10 protein-coding genes and 3 pseudogenes are annotated in these 15,429 nt (G+C 69.1%); 8 read left to right on the plus strand and 5 right to left on the minus strand.

Features of this window, described 5'->3' with window-relative positions:
* Positions 1–138: 138 nt before the first annotated feature.
* Positions 139–1,359, minus strand: a complete 1,221-nt coding sequence (locus BTE28158_RS23100; RefSeq protein WP_151052332.1) for a porin — start codon at positions 1,357–1,359, stop codon at positions 139–141.
* Positions 1,360–1,847: 488 nt separating this feature from the next.
* Positions 1,848–2,912: a phytoene/squalene synthase family protein gene (locus BTE28158_RS23105; protein ID WP_151052330.1), complete on the minus strand. Its 1,065-nt coding sequence runs from the start codon at positions 2,910–2,912 to the stop codon at positions 1,848–1,850.
* A gap of 373 nt (positions 2,913–3,285) precedes the next feature.
* Between BTE28158_RS23105 and BTE28158_RS23110 the strand changes: the two genes are divergently transcribed.
* A complete protein-coding gene (locus tag BTE28158_RS23110; RefSeq protein ID WP_151052328.1) occupies positions 3,286–4,431 on the plus strand; it encodes a glycerophosphodiester phosphodiesterase in 1,146 nt (381 codons plus the stop codon).
* 92 nt (positions 4,432–4,523) lie between these two features.
* Here BTE28158_RS23110 and BTE28158_RS23115 read toward each other — a convergent pair whose 3' ends face one another.
* A complete protein-coding gene (locus BTE28158_RS23115) occupies positions 4,524–6,149 on the minus strand; it encodes a rhodanese-related sulfurtransferase (RefSeq protein ID WP_174920106.1) in 1,626 nt (541 codons plus the stop codon).
* Positions 6,150–6,258: 109 nt separating this feature from the next.
* Complete coding sequence (locus tag BTE28158_RS23120) at positions 6,259–6,825, minus strand: cysteine dioxygenase family protein (RefSeq protein WP_151051929.1); 567 nt, start codon at positions 6,823–6,825, stop codon at positions 6,259–6,261.
* A gap of 17 nt (positions 6,826–6,842) precedes the next feature.
* Here BTE28158_RS23120 and BTE28158_RS23125 point away from each other — a divergent pair.
* Positions 6,843–7,822: pseudogene (locus tag BTE28158_RS23125) on the plus strand (LysR family transcriptional regulator).
* Positions 7,823–7,889: 67 nt separating this feature from the next.
* On the opposite strand, the gene BTE28158_RS23130 reads toward BTE28158_RS23125, so the two are convergent.
* Entirely contained in the window at positions 7,890–9,227 is a 1,338-nt protein-coding gene (locus BTE28158_RS23130) for an acyl-CoA dehydrogenase family protein (protein WP_151051933.1), read from the minus strand.
* Between the two features lie 427 nt (positions 9,228–9,654).
* Between BTE28158_RS23130 and BTE28158_RS23135 the strand changes: the two genes are divergently transcribed.
* The 6 genes and pseudogenes from BTE28158_RS23135 (at position 9,655) to BTE28158_RS23160 (ending at position 15,370) form a co-directional block, all read left to right on the plus strand.
* Positions 9,655–10,740 carry an LLM class flavin-dependent oxidoreductase gene (locus BTE28158_RS23135; protein ID WP_151051935.1) on the plus strand — a complete coding sequence of 362 codons (1,086 nt, stop codon included), beginning with the start codon at positions 9,655–9,657 and terminating at the stop codon, positions 10,738–10,740.
* Positions 10,741–10,760: 20 nt separating this feature from the next.
* Positions 10,761–11,606, plus strand: a complete 846-nt coding sequence (locus tag BTE28158_RS23140; protein ID WP_151051937.1) for a class II aldolase/adducin family protein — start codon at positions 10,761–10,763, stop codon at positions 11,604–11,606.
* A gap of 36 nt (positions 11,607–11,642) precedes the next feature.
* Positions 11,643–12,407, plus strand: a pseudogene (locus BTE28158_RS23145) (ABC transporter substrate-binding protein); the annotation flags it as partial.
* Positions 12,408–12,445: 38 nt separating this feature from the next.
* Positions 12,446–13,140, plus strand: a pseudogene (locus BTE28158_RS23150) (ABC transporter ATP-binding protein).
* A 50-nt stretch (positions 13,141–13,190) separates the two neighbouring features.
* On the plus strand, positions 13,191–14,372 hold the full coding sequence (locus BTE28158_RS23155) for a c-type cytochrome (RefSeq protein ID WP_174920109.1): 1,182 nt from the start codon (positions 13,191–13,193) through the stop codon (positions 14,370–14,372).
* Positions 14,373–14,410: 38 nt separating this feature from the next.
* Positions 14,411–15,370, plus strand: a complete 960-nt coding sequence (locus BTE28158_RS23160; RefSeq protein WP_124900716.1) for an ABC transporter substrate-binding protein — start codon at positions 14,411–14,413, stop codon at positions 15,368–15,370.
* The last annotated feature ends 59 nt before the right edge of the window (positions 15,371–15,429 follow it).

The raw sequence follows: 15,429 nt of genomic DNA on the forward strand, positions 1-15,429 counted from the left end.
ACATCTCAGCGCAGCGTTTACAACCATTCCTTCCCCAAAACAAAAATGCCGTTCAGTCGCTTAACTGAACGGCATTAGGCCCGAAGGCCGGTTTTTTCATACCGCATGCCGTGAGCGGCGCTTGCGCGCCGCGCGACATCAGAAGCGGTGGATCATGCCGACGCCGGCAGCGATCTGGTTCTGCTTCGAACCCGCGCCCACGCCGTCGCCGATCGACGTCGTTGCATTGACGATGCCGCCGGTCAGGCCGCTGATCGTGTTGCCGCTGGCGTGCTGGTACGCTTCAACCGCGTACAGGCCCGTGCGCTTCGACAGGCTGTAGTACTGCGACAGCGTGACCTGATGGTACTTGGCCGAGCTCGAGACGCCGTTCGATTCGGTCGCACGCGTGTACGAGTAGCCTGCCGCGAAGTCCCACTGCGGCGCTGCCTTCCAGTGCAGCACGGCGCCTGCCGTGTTGAAGATCGCCGTATTGCGGAATGCCGACTGCGTGCCCGGGATGTACTGGACGTTCGAGTACGACACCGAGATGTCCCACGCCGGCGTGAACTGGTAACCGGCCGTCACGGCGACGCGTTGCTGCGACTGTGCCGTCTTGTAGCCGCCGTTGATCGACGACACGGCCTGTTCCGCACCGTTGCCGCTCGAATCCAGACCGTTTTGCGCGGTCGAGTTCGCGCCCCACACGCCGCCGCCGAGCGTCGCGTTGTTGATGCGCTGATAGCCGACCGCGATGCCTGCCGGACCGTTCAGGTACTGGATCGCCGCGCTCCAGGTCGAGCCGCGGTTGAAGCTGCCCGCCACGCCGCCGAGCGAGTACGAACCGCCGACCGTGAAGCCGTAGAACTTCGGCGACATATAGACGAGCGAGTTGTTCGTGCGATAGTTGGTGTCCAGCGAGTCGATATCGCCCGGGTGCGCGCCGTAGTAACCGGTCAGCCAGGTCGTCGGGCTATACGGCGACAGCAGCGTGTAATACGCGGTGTACTGGCGGCCGGCCGTCAGCGTACCGTACGTCGCGTTGGTCAGACCCACCCACGCCTGACGCGTGAAGATGCCGTTCGTCCATTGCGACGAGCCGTTGTTCGCGTTGAAGCCGGCTTCCAACTGGAAAATCGCCTTCGTGCCGCCGCCGAGATCTTCGCTGCCCTTCAGGCCGAAGCGGCTGCCTGCCCAAATGCCGGTGGCCATCTGCACCTTCGAGTGACCACCCGAAACCGCGCTGGTAGCCGACGAGTTGTTCTGCCAAGCGATAGCGTTATCGACGATACCGTACAGGGTAACGCTGCTCTGGGCGTGGGCGGCGGTAGCGGCTGCGAGACCCACTGCCGTCATGGCGAAAGCGACGCGCTTTTTCATTGATTCTCCGTCCTCAAAGAATGATTTCTTTTCTGGTGTGGTTTTATGACTGACACATGTGCGAGTACATGCCGGTGCGATTCTGACGGATTACCAATCGTTTCCCAACATGTGCAGTCGGTCATCGTATGATCGACGCAACGCAGGGGTTCACCAAACGGTTACATAACACCTGAAAACGCTTACGCGGTGGGCCTCTCCGGCATTTCCCGGTGAAAACCCTAGCTTTACATTTTTACTGGTGCATCGCGACCGTCCAATGTCGTCAGACGCCTTCGGCAACAACCTTCTTACAAAAGCGCGACCTCGGCTGGTGCCGCGATTCACGCCGCCGCGCAGGATCGCTGACATTCATGACACCCACGTTTCGGGAAGCGAAATCGTGTAAACGTTTCAGTCCGTGTGGGGAGAATCAGACGGGAGTGGCCCGGCGAACGCGGGCCGAGGGCGATGCCCGCGCCTGTCGCGCCGGCATCGTGCAGCGCAACTCAGCGCGCGGACGCCTGCCCGATCCGCGTGTTCACCGCGTCGACGAGCGCGTTCATGCGCGCACGGATCGCCGCGTTCGAGCCGACGAGCGCGAGCGACGACGCCATGATCCGGTAGATCCGCTTGCGCGGCACCTTCGCCGGCCTCGCCGGATCGAGCCACGCGTCATGGCCGGCCAGCAGTTCGAGCGTTTCGAGGCCGATCATGATGGGCCACAGGCACGCGAGCCGCAGACGCACGAAGCGGCGCGGAATCGCCAGCGTGTACCGGCACGCGTCGCGATACTGATCGAGCGCCACGCGCAGCAGGTCGACCAGCACGCCGCGCGCGCGCGCCGACGCGTCGGGCGACATCAGGTCGGTGACGCCCACGCGGTGCGCGGCCAGCACGTCGTCCGGCAGGTAGCAGCGGCCAATCCGCAGGTCCTTCGCGCAGTCGCGCAGGATGTTGGTCATCTGCAGCGCCTTGCCGAAACGAATGCCCTTCTCGCGCATGTCCGCCAGGTCCCAACCGCGCGCAGCGCGCGTGTGCGCACCGGTCATGTCGGTCCAGAATTCGCCGACGCAGCCGGCGACCAGATAGGTGTAGCGATCGAGCATGTCGCGGTCCGGCAACGACGCGACCTCCCCCGACTGTTCGTCGGGGAACGTGCGCAGGTCGAACTCCATCCCCGACGTCAGCGTCGCGACGACCTTGCGGATCGATGCGCGATCCGCCTCCGGCTGCGCGCGCAGCAGCGCGAGCATCGGCTGCATCGAGCCGAGCAGCACGTGCTCGTGCGAATCCGTCTGCATCCGCGTCACCTCCTCAAGCGCACGCGACAGCGCTGCGCCGTCGCCGAGCCGCTCGACCTCGTCGCGCAGGTCGGTCAGCAGCGCCGCACGGCGATCGGGCGCGACGAGCGCCGTGTCGGCGATCGTGTCGGCCGCGCGCGCGAGCAGATAGGCCAGGCCGACCGGGTCGCGCATGCCTTCGGGCAGCACGCGCAGCGTCAGGTAGAAGGAGCGGGAAACGTTCTTCAGCAGGTCGCCGAGCAGATAGGCGGGATCGGTATGAGTCGTCATGGGTCGGTAAAAATCGGCCGGCGCGGGCCCCGGACGCACGCTGTCGCCGGGTGCCCGCGCCGGCCCGCGAGTCGCCGCATCGTCGCGCGCGAGCAGGCGTCGGCCCGGCCCGGCGATGCAAAAGTCCCGCAAGTTTAGTGCATCCGGCGCGCCGGCTCCCGGCGACGGCCGGATCGCGCCGCACGCACGGTTGCGCTATCAGGCCATCCCGTGCGTTTTGAGCGGAAACGAAAAAGAAAGGCACGAGTAATACATATGTAATTATCCGATGCGACGATCGCGTCCCGTTCGATCCCGCGCGGCCCGCAGAGACAGGCCGCACCCGCCGGAACGACCGCCCTTTCACCGACTTCCGTTTCGAAGGTTCTCCACCATGCTCTTCACGCGCCCGACCGCCCTGCGCTGCATCCCGCTCGCCTGTGCCGCCGCCCTCCTGCTCGCCGCCTGCGGCGGTGACGACGTGTCGGCATCCGATCCGACGCAGCCGATCTCCGCGAAGGTCCAGGTGGTCGGTCATCGCGGCGCGAGCGCGCTGCGCCCCGAACACACGCTCGCGTCGTACCGCAAGGCGATCGAGGACGGCGCGGACGTGATCGAACCCGATCTCGTCTCGACTCGCGACGGCGTACTCGTCGCGCGCCACGAGAATGAAATCTCCGGCACGACGAACGTGTCGACCTTGCCGCAGTTCGCGAGCCGAAAGGCGACCAAGACGATCGACGGCGCGCAGCTGACCGGCTGGTTCACCGAGGACTTCACGCTTGCCGAGTTGAAGACGCTGCGTGCCCGCGAGCGCATTCCGCAGGTCCGCCCGGCGAACACCGCGTACAACGACCAGTTCGAGATTCCGACCTTCGACGAGATCGTCGCGCTCGCGAAACAGATGGCCGCGCAGACCGGCCGCACGATCCACCTGTATCCGGAAACCAAGCACCCGACTTACTTCCAGTCGGTCGGCCTGCCGCTCGAGGACCGTCTCGTCGATGCCCTGCTGAAGGATCCGTACACGGCACGCACGGCGACCGTCTACATCCAGTCGTTCGAAGTGGCGAACCTGAAGACGATCCGCAACCGGATCAAGACGAGCCAGCCGAACTGGAAGCTCGTGCAGTTGATGGACGAAGCCGATCAGCGTCCGTACGACTTCGTGAAGGCGAACGACAAGCGCACCTACGGTGACCTGTCGACGCGCGACGGAATGCGCGAGATCGCGTCCTATGCGAACGGCGTCGGCCCGTACAAGACATCGATCATCGCGGTCGCCGCCGATGGCACGCTGCAGCAGCCGACGCCGTACGTGCGCTACGCGCACGAAGCCGGCCTCGTCGTGCATCCGTACACGTTCCGTCCGGAGAACAACTTCCTGCCCGCGTCGCTGAAGGACGGCGGCACGCCGGCCACGCGCAACACCGCGGGCTCGGTGCGCGAGATCCAGGCGTACCTGCGCGCGGGCATCGACGGCTTCTTCACCGACGATCCGGCCGTCGGCCGCACGGCCGTCGACACGTTCAAGCGCTGAGTGGACTGAACGCGCCGGATGCGATGCGCCGCTGAGCGCGCGGCAACCGGGCGCGGCGCATGTCGTGCCGCACGCCGGTTGCCGCGTCGCGGTCAGATCACGCGGAAGTGGTGCGTGCCGTCGCGCTTCAGCTGGTCGACCAGCCCGTATTCCCAGTCGAGATACGCCTGCATCGCGGCGGCCGCGTTGTCCGTGCCTTCATACGGGCGCCGGTAGCGGTCGACGCGCGGCGACGCCAGATGCGTCTCGCCGTGCTCGAGCGGCAGCCCCGCGTCGATCCACGCGGCCGTGCCGCCGGTCAGCACCGTGATCGCCGCGGAAGCCGGCAGCAACGCGCGCGCGTCGTCCGCCGCGAACCGCGCGAGCAGGCTCGACCCACACGTGAACACATAGCGCTTCGCCGGCGGGATCGCGGCGAGCGCGTCGCGCAACTGCGCACGCACGACGAACCACGCGCCGGGGATATGGCGCTTCACGTAGTTCGCGCTGGTCGTCACGTCGACGATCGCGACCTCGCCCGCGGCCGCTTCCTTCAGCCAGCCCGCAAGCGTCGCGGGCGACACCTCGGTCACCTGCGGCGTCGCCGGCACGTCGCGCGGCGGCTGGCCGCGCTCGGTGAAGGCCGCCGTGCCGGCCGGCTCGATCACGCGCACGTCCCAGCCCATCTGCGCGAGCCACGACGCGGTCATGTCCGCGCGCACGCCGTCGTCGTCGGCGAGCACGATTCGCGCGCCGCGCACGGGCGCGTGATGGTCGGTCTCCTGCACGAGCTGGCCACCCGGCGTGCCCAGGAAGCCTGGCAGATGGCCGGCCTCGTATTCCTCCGGCGTGCGCACGTCGAAGCGGTACAGCGTGCGGCCCGGCTCGTCGAGCGCCGCGACGTCCGCGAGCGCGATGCGCGGCACGCCGGCGCGCTCGGCCACCGCGCGCGCGGCGCGGCGGGCTTCCTCACGCTGCGCGGGTTCGACGTCGCCGGGAAAGCGTCGCGTGGCGCCGTGCTCGAGCGTCTGGCCCGCGAGCGTCCAGCCGATCGTGCCGTTGCGCAGTGCCGCGACCGGGTTCGGCAGCCCTGCGTTCACGAGCGATTGCGTGCCGATGATGCTGCGCGTGCGGCCCGCGCAGTTCACCACGACCCGGGTTGCGGGGTTCGGCGCGAGCGCGCGCACGCGCAGCACGAGTTCCGCCCCCGGCACGCTCGTCGATGTCGGGATGTTCATCGTCTGGTATTCGTCGAAGCGGCGCGCGTCGACGATCACGACGTCGGCCTTCTCGTCGATCAGCGCCTGCACTTCCTGCGCGGACAGCGACGGCGTATGGCGCTCGGCCTCGACCCACTCGCCGAACGACTTGCTCGGCACGTTCACGTCGATGAACAGCTCGCCGCCCGCGGCGAGCCAGCCCGCGAGACCGCCGTCGAGCAGCCGCACGTCGGTATAGCCGAGCTGCGCGAGCTTCGCGGCCGCGCGCGGCGCGAGATCCTCGCCGCCGGCTTCGCCGAACACGACGATCGGCGTGTCGCGGCGCGGAATGCGCGTCCACGCGTCGAGTTCGAGCTTCGACAGCGGAAAGTTGGCAGCCCAAAGCGGATGGCCCTGCGCGTATGGATCTTCCTCGCGCACGTCGATCAGCGCGAGCTCGTCGCGGGCCAGGAGGCGCGCGCGTACGTCCTGGTACGACGCGACGGGGAAACGGGAAGTGGAATCAACGGATTGCGTCACGATGTCTCTGTCGGATTCTGTTGAAGTCGGTGAAAAAAGCAAACGGAAAACGGATGAAGCCCGAGGCCGCGGGCGTGCGCTCGCAACGGAACGCCCGCGACTTTCGGCGTCACACGTTCGAATAGCCGGACACGAACGGCTTCACGGTGCCGTCGTCCAGGAACACCGCGCGCTCGACCTTGCCGATGTTCGCGCCGTACACGTGGATGCTGATCGATACCTGGTCGGCGAACGCGTTGGTCACGCGATGAACGTCGCCGATGCTCGGCGACACGGCCTCGACGTCGCCCGGCCGCAGTTGCACCGCAGCGCCCGACGGCACCGGCCTGCCGGTCGCGTCGAACCGGTACGGCTGCGAAAACTCGCCGCCGCGCAGCATGCCGATCAGCCCCCACACCGTGTGATTGTGGATCGGCGTCGTCTGGCCAGGCCCCCACACGAAGCTGACGACGGAGAACCGATCGTCGGGATCGAGATGCAGCAGGTACTGGCGGTAGCGCTCGGGATCGGGCTGCGCGAACGCGTCGGGCAGCCAGTCGTCGTGCGCGACGAGCGCGGCAAGCAGCGCGCCGCCCTCGTCGAGAATGCGCGCCTCGTTCGCGCCGGACGCGAGCAGCGCGCCCAGGCCGTCGACGAACGGACGCAGCGGCGTCTGATGCAACGAAAGCGTACTCATCGGCTGCCTCCTCGAATATGATGCCGAATATGATGAATCGTCATGATCACCCGAAAGATCATGCAGAACAAACATGAAAATTAGCGATATCGACGCTTTTGCAGCGGTCGTCCGCTGCCAGACGCTGAGCCAGGCCGCGGCCGAGCTCGGGATGACGCAGCCGGCGATCACACGGCGCGTGCAGAATCTCGAGGAAGCGCTCGGCGCGACGCTGCTCGACCGCAACACGAAACCGCCGCGCCCGACCGACATCGGCCTGCAGGTGTTCGCGCAGTGCCGCGCGATCCTGCGCGAGGTCGATGCGCTGCGCGAACTGACGGCCGGCCAGCGGCCGCCCGCCGGCAAATTCCGCGTCGGCCTCACGCAAGGGCTTGGCGAACTGATGCTGCCCGGCCTGATCGCGCGGATCGCCGGGCAATGGCCGTCGCTCGCCACGCAGGTCACGACCGCCTGGGGCGGCATGCTCGTCGAGCGCGTCGCGCGCCGCGAACTCGATGCGGCGCTGGTGTTTCTGGCCCGCGAGATGGTGCTGCCGCCGCACGTCGAGGGCGAACGGCTGCTGGCCACCCGGCTCGTCGCGGTCGGCCGCAAGGGCGACTGGCCGCGCCGCAGCTACCGACTCGCCGACTGCCATGCGCGCGGCTGGGTGCTCAATCCCGACGGCTGCGGCTTTCGCGCGGGCCTGCGCCGCGCGCTCGACGCGCAGGGGCTGCCGATGCCCGTCACGCTCGACACCCATGGTCGCGACCTGCAATTGCAGAGCGTCGCGAACGGCATCGGCATCGGGCTGATGCCGATGCCGCTCGTCGAAGGCAGCCCGCTGCGCGATGCGGTCGACATCGTGCCGCTCGCCGATTTCAAGCCGCAGATCGATCTGTGGCTGCTGCACCGGCAGGACGCCGCACGCTTCGCGGCGCCGCTCGCGGCCGTGGGCGCGCATGCGCGCGCGGCATTCGCACTGCCCGCGGATGCCGCCGCGCACGACGAAGCCGCCTGAGCTTGACCAAGGCCTGCGACGCCGGCACCGCGCTGTCCCGTTTGCGCCGGCCGTCATGCGGCCCCGCTCACGCATCGCTTCGACCGGAAGCCGGTGCGCCGCGTGACGTCCCGCCAGCCTCCGCGCTGGCGTTCTCGGTTGCGCTTCGCGCCGCGGCGTCGAGCGCAGCACGCCCGGCGGCGACCGCGATCGTATCGTCCTGCGGCGTATGCACGCGGCTGCACAGCACGTCGCGATAATGACGTTCGAGCGGATTGTGGCGGCTCAGCCCGTGATTGCCCGACAGCTTCAACGCGTGCTCGACCGTGCGGATCGCCTGCTCCGTCACGATTCGCTTGACGAGGCCGCTCGTCGTCACCGTCGGTGCGTCGCCCGAATCGGTGCGCGCGATGTGCTCGTCGAGCAGCACGCGGTTCGTGTGCAACCACCCTTCGATCTCGCCGACGGCCTCCTGCATGCGCGGCAGCGTCGCGAGCGGTGCCCCGAGCCCGCTCGGCGCGCGCGTCGTCGCGAACTCGAGCAGCCAGTCGCGTGATGCGCGCGCCACCGCATCGTAGAGGCTGCCGAGCAACGCAACCATCCACGCCTGCTGGTCAGCCTGCGCGTCGATATCCGCATGGCTCGCGGCCGATACGGCCCACGCATCGGGCCCGCGCACGTCCACCGCATGATCGGCTGGCAGCCGCACGTCGTCGAACACGACCTCGTGGCTGCCCGATGCGCGCAGGCCCAGGTGGTTCCAGCTTTCGATCACGCGGATGCCTGCGTCGTCCTCCACATCGCGCTCGCGCGGCACGAGGAATACGCCGACACGCGGCTCGGGTTCGTCGGTGCGTGCCCATACGGCGAGCCAGCGCAGCGCCGGAATGCCGGTGCTGTACAGCTTGTGGCCGGACAGGCGCCAGCCGTCGCCGTCGCGACGCGCAATCGTTTCGGGCAGGCCGCCGCGCGACGGCGAACCGAGCGCCGGTTCGACGCGCAACGCGTTGATCAGCGCGCCTTCAGCCACCGCACTGTCGAACACTGCACGCCGCACGTGCGCGGGCCAGCGGTTGTCCGCGCGGCCGAGCGCGCGATGCTGCAGATTCGTCATCGTCAGCACCAGTACCAGCGCAGTCGCGGGATCGGCGCGCGCGACGGCGGCCACGATCCGGCTCGCCTGCGCCAGCGTCGCGCCCGCGCCGCCATGCTCGCGCGGCACGACCTGCGCGATCAGCCCGGCGCGATGCAGTCGCGCGAAGTTCTCGTGCGGGAAGCGGCCGTCGACGTCGTTGCGGGCGGCGTCCGCGGCGAGTTCGGGCGCAAGACGCTCGAGCAGCGCCGCGACGCGCGCATCGTCGGCAGGCAGATGGCGCAGCGACGACTGCGGCGGTAGCGGCGAGGAAGCAGCAAGTCTGGCGGACATCGGTACGGGTTCCCTCGGTGACTGGATAGCGGGGTAACGCAACGGCGGCAATGGCGGAGATCGATTGGCGGACGGCGCGGCGGCGCGTGAAGCCGCCGGCGATCGGTTGCGGTTGCGCACTCGCCTGCCGGTTCGCGGACGTTTGCCGCGCATGCCTGCGCACGCATCGGCATTCGAACCGGACCGCACATCCCGGACCGCATGCGGATCCGGTTCCTGCTCGGCGCGAAAGCCCCGCTCCCTTTCAATACCATCGCGAGCCCACAGCGTATGCGCAATGCACACGCGGCCAAACCATGCAAATCTGATATTCAATTCGGGATTGATTATTTCCATTCCGCATGATCCCGGCGGTAATCTGAGCTCCATTCCCGCCCCCGCCGGCCGTTGCTGGATGCGTGGGGCCGTCCTTGCATCGGAGACCCAGATGAGCGTCGAATTCATCGGCATGATCCAGAGCCAGAAGCAGTCGGAAATCCATCCGCCCGCCGGCCCCGTCGTCGACCCCGATTACGTGCGCGACTTCGCCCGCGCACATGAAACGGCCGGCTTCGACCGGATCCTCGTCCCGCACCACTCGACCGGCCCGTCCGCGACGCTGACGATCGCGTTCGCCGCCGCCGCGACCGAGCGCATCCACTTCATGCTCGCGCATCGGCCGGGCTTCACCGCGCCGACGCTCGCCGCGCGGCAGATCGCGACGCTCGATCAGTTCAGCCGCGGCCGGCTCGCCGTGCACTTCATCTCCGGCGGCTCGGACAGCGAGCAGCAGCGCGACGGCGACTTCCTCGACCACGACGCACGCTACGCACGCACCGACGAATATCTCGGCATCCTGCGCCGCATCTGGACTGAAACGCAGCCGTTCGATCACGACGGCGCGCACTACCGCTTCACGCAGGGCTTTTCGGAAGTGAAGCCGTTTCAGCAGCCGCACGTGCCGATCTACTTCGGCGGCGCCTCGGAAGCGGCGCTGGAAGTCGCCGGCAAGCACGCGGACGTTTATGCGCTGTGGGGCGAATCGCTCGACCAGGTGCGCGACCTGACGACCCGCGTGCGCGCCGAAGCCGCGAAGCACGGCCGGCAGGTGCGCTTCTCCGTGTCGTTCCGGCCGATCCTCGCGGCGACCGAAGACGAAGCGTGGGCGCGCGCGCACCGGATCCTCGACGAAACGCGCCGGGTGCGCGAAGCGGCCGGCCTCGGCACCGGCGGCCCGCAGCAAAGCGAAGGCGCGCGGCGCCTGCTTGCCGCGGCCGAACGCGGCTCGCGCGTCGACAAGCGGCTGTGGACCGAGATCGCGAAGCTCACCGGCGCACGCTCGAATTCGACCGCGCTGGTCGGCACGCCCGAACAGGTCGCCGACGCGCTGCTCGACTACTACGATCTCGGCGTGACGACGTTCCTGATCCGCGGCTTCGATCCGCTCGAAGACGCGATCGACTACGGTCGCGAACTGATTCCGCGCGTGCGCAGCGCCGTCGCGGCACGCGACGCGGCGCGCCGCGCGGCCTGACCCAAAGGGAGACGCCGACCATGTCCGCCGTCCTGGCTTCGTCATCGCCCGCACGCACCGCGTCGGGCCTCGTCCTCGCCGACACGCCGCGCCAGCATTTCTGGTTCGACCCGCCCGCGCCGCGCGTCGACGTCGCCGCCGAGCGCCGCCACCGGCAGGAGCGGCTCGCGGCCGCGTTCCGCCTGTTCGCGCGCTTCGGCTTCGCGTCGGGCCTCGCCGGCCACATCACCGCGCGCGACCCCGAACTGCCCGACCACTTCTGGGTGAATCCGCTCGGCGTGCATTTCTCGCGGATCAAGGTATCGGACCTGCTGCTCGTCAACGCACGCGGCGAAACCGCGATCGGCAACCGGCCGCTGAACAAGGCCGCGTTCGCGATCCACGCGGCGATTCACGACGCGCATCCGCACATCGTCGCCGCCGCGCACACGCATTCGACCTACGGCAAGGCGTGGTCGACGCTCGGCCGCCCGCTCGATCCACTGACGCAGGACGCGTGCGTGTTCTACGAGGATCACGCGCTGTTCGACGACTTCACGGGCATGGTCGTCGACACGAGCGAAGGCGCACGGATCGCGGGCGCGCTCGCGAAGCCCGACGGCACCACGCACAAGGGCGTGATCCTGAAGAACCACGGCATCCTGACGGCCGGCCCGACGGTCGAGGCCGCCGCGTGGTGGTACATCGCGCTCGACAACGCCGCGCACACGCAGTTGCTGGCCGAAGCGGCCGGCGCGCCGCAACCGATCGATCACGCGACCGCGCGACACACGCACGGCCAGATCGGTGGCCCTGACGGCGCATTGCACGCGTTCGACAGCCTGTTCGCAGGCGTCGTCGCCGACGAACCCGACCTGCTCGACTGAACGCCCTTGCGCACGACCGGAACCGGAGACCACACGATGACCGATACCACCGCCCCCGCGCCGACCAGCGCCCATGACGACAAGCGCCGCCGGCTGCTGCGCGCGGCCGGCGCCGCCGCGCTCGCCGCGCCGGCGATCACGCTGGGCCGCAACGCATGGTCCGCGCCACCGCTGAAGAAGCTCACGTTCGCGTGGAACCAGAACGCGTTCTGCCTGACGCCGATCGTCGTCGCGCAGGAGAACGGCTTCTTCGAGAAGAACGGACTGAAGGTCGAGCTGATCAATTACAGCGGATCGACCGATCAGTTGCTCGAATCGATCGCGACCGGCAAGGCCGACGCGGCGGTCGGGATGATCCACCGCTGGCTGAAGCCGCTCGAAGCCGGCTTCGACGTGAAGATCATCGGCAGCTCGCACGGCGGCTGCGTGCGGCTGCTCGGCGCGAAGACGGCCGGCGTGACGACGCTGCAGGCGCTGAAGGGCAAGACGGTCGGCGTCAGCGATCTCGCGGCGCCCGGCAAGCACTTCTTCTCGATCCTGCTCGCGAAGAACGGCATCGATCCCGAACGCGACATCACGTGGCGGCAGTATCCGGCCGATCTGCTCGGCGTCGCGGTCGACAAGGGCGAGATCCAGGCGATCGCCGACGGCGACCCGAATCTCTATCTCCTCGAGAAGCGCAGCAACGGCGCGTATACGGAACTCGCGACGAACCTGTCCGGCGAATACGCGCGCAAGGTGTGCTGCGTGATCGGCGCGCGCGGCGACCTCGTGCGCAACGACCGGCCGGCGGCCGCCGCGTGAGCCATGCGTTTGACGGCCCCGGCGGCCCGCTGCCGGTGCTCGACGACGTCACGCTGTCGGTCGCGGCCGGCGAATTCGTCGCGCTGCTCGGCCCGAGCGGCTGCGGAAAATCGACGCTGCTGCGGCTCGTCGCGGGCCTCGACGCCGCGCGACAAGGCGCAATCGTGCAGGACGGCGTGCCGATCGAAAGGCCCGATCCGTCGCGCATCGTCGTGTTCCAGGATCCGACGCTCTACCCGTGGCGCCGCGTGCGCGCGAACGTCGCGCTCGGCCTCGAGGCGCGTGGCGTGGCGTGGCGCGCACCGCGCAGCATCGCGTCGACGATGCGCTCGCGCGCGTCGGCCTTCAGGAATTCTCGAACGTGTTTCCGCATCAGCTGTCGGGCGGGATGGCGCAGCGTGTCGCGCTCGCCCGCGCGCTCGTCAACGATCCGCGCCTGCTGATCCTCGACGAGCCGCTTGGCAAGCTCGATTCGCTGACGCAGTTGACGATGCAGGCCGAGTTGACCGCGCTGTGGCAACGCGACGGGTTCTCCGCGCTGCTCGTCACGCACGATGTCGAGGAAGCGCTGTTTCTCGCGCAACGCGTGATCGTGTTCGGGCCGCGTCCCGCGCGGATCGTCGCGGAACTGCGTGTCGACCTGCCCTATCCGCGCCATCGCGGCGACCCGCGTCTCGCCGAACTGCGCCACGAAGCGCTGCGGCATCTCGGACTCGATTCGAGCTGGTAGATGCCGGGTGCCTCCAGCGGGATGGCCCGCGCACGGCAAAGGCCGCGCCGATGAATGCACCGCCGTTCGCCGACTGGGCGCTCCTGTTCCTGCAACTGCTGTATCGCGCGCAGATCGCGTTCGCCCGGGCACTGCATGCGGCCGGCCTGACCGGGGACGCCGACGGACAGGCTGCGTGGCCCTGGGCGCATCGGATCGCCCTTGAAACGCTGCGCATCGATGCCGGGCTCACGCGACAGCTTGCGTTCGCCTGCGCGGCAACCGCGCTCGCCGTAGCGCTGGTCTGCATCGCGCTCGTTTCGCGCAAGTGGCGAGCGGCGTCGGCAATCGCCGCATTGGCGGTCGCGTGGTTCGCGCCGTGGCCACCGGCGTCGCTGTGGCTCGCGCCCGCGGTGCCGACCAGTTTCCAGCGCAACCCCGCGCCGCTTTCCGTCGCCAACGTGATGCGCGGTGCGCACCTGTATGCGCGGCATTGCGCGGCGTGTCACGGCGCGGACGGCCGCGGCGAAGGACCGCTCGCGGCAACGCTCGCGCATTGGCCGCCGACCTTCGCGGGCGCGCTGCTCGCCCGCCGGCTCGAAGGCGAACTGTACTGGCGCGTGCGGCACGGTACGCACGACGCGCGCGGCGCGTCGTCGATGCCGGGCTTTGCCGCGACGCTCGGCCCCGGCGACACGTGGGCCGTGCTCGCTTACCTGAAGGCGCTGTCGGCCGGCAGCGGCGCGCAGGCGGAAGGTGCGTGGCCCGTGCCCGTTCCGCTGCCTACGCTCGACGTGCGTTGCGGCGGCGCCGCGCCGCAGCCGCTCGAGCGCTGGCGCGAAGGCCAGCGCGTGCGCATCGTTGCGCTCGCGCCGGGCAGCGCGCCGCCGACGGAGGATCCGCGCTGGCAGACGCTGCTCGTCACCGCCGACGACACGCCCGCGCCACCGGCCACCGGCTCGCGCGCGAACTGCGTCGCGTCGACGCCCGGCGCATGGCAAGCGTTCGCGACGATCGCTGGCGTGTCGCCCGAGACGTTCGGCGGCACGCAACTGCTTGCCGACCGGCGCGGCTGGCTACGGGCGCGCGCGTTGCCTGGCAGCGCGGGCTGGTCGGCCGATGATTTGTTGTGCCGCTCGGATGCGACCGCACGGCCTTCCGCCGCCCCCGCGAACGTCGATCCGCTGACCGCGCTGCTGCTGCGTGTGGACGCTGAACCGGTGCGCGACGTGCAGGCCGGGCTTGCGCATTGAATCTCTGAACCGTTTCCTCCAATCGACCGAACTTCACGATGAATCCGACCCGACGCCACTTCCTCGCGCAAGCGAGCGCCCTCGCCGCCGCCACCGTCGGCGTGGCTCCGACCGCATTGCACGCGCAATCGGGCACGCGACCGCTGCTGCGTGCCGGCGACCAAAAGGGCGGGCTGCGCGCGCTGCTCGAAGCGGCCGGCGAACTGAACGGCCTCGCTTACGACATCGCATGGACCGAATTCCCGGCCGCCGCGCCACTGGCCGAAGCGCTGAACGCGGCGGCCGTCGACTGCGGACCGATCGGCGACGCGCCGGTGATCTTCGCGCTCGCATCGGGTGCGCGCATCAAGGTGATCGGCGCGAACCGGTCCGACCCGTACGGCACCGCCTTGCTCGTGCGGCCCGATGCGACGCTGAAGGACGCCGCCGACCTGAAAGGCAAGCGCATTGGCACCACGCGCGGCTCGATCGGCCATTTCGTCACGCTGAAGGCGCTCGAAGCCGCAGCCCTGCCGCCCGATGCCGTATCGTTCCGCTTTCTGCCGCCGGCCGACACGATGCTTGCGCTCGCAACCGGTTCGATCGACGCGTGGGCGACGTGGGAACCCTATACCGCGCTCGCCGAAACGAGCGGCCGCGCACGCGTGCTCGTCAACGGCCGCGGCCTGTGGTCGGGCCTCAGCTACGTCGCGGCGACCGACGCGGCGATCGCGTCGAAGCGCGACGTGCTGCGCGACTTCCTGCAACGCGTCGTGCGCGCGCAGGCCTGGTCGTACCGGCACGTCGACGCGTATTCCGCGACGCTCGCGCGCATCGTCGGCATCCCGCCGGCTGCCGCGAAGCTGCAGTTCGAGCGCCGCAACACGCGGTGGCTGCCGATCGACGCGACGGTGATCGCCGGGCAACAACGCACGGCCGACTTCTACCTGAAGGCCGGGCTGCTGCGCCAGCCGCTCGACGTGCGCACGACCTTCGACCTCGGCTTTCCGCTGGCGTGACCGGCCGCGCGGCGCGGCGGCCTGCAACCGCCCAAACGGCTTTCGCATGATCTGGCACA

The sequence above is a fragment of the Burkholderia diffusa genome (assembly GCF_902499115.1).
In the GTDB taxonomy this organism is placed as follows: domain Bacteria; phylum Pseudomonadota; class Gammaproteobacteria; order Burkholderiales; family Burkholderiaceae; genus Burkholderia; species Burkholderia diffusa.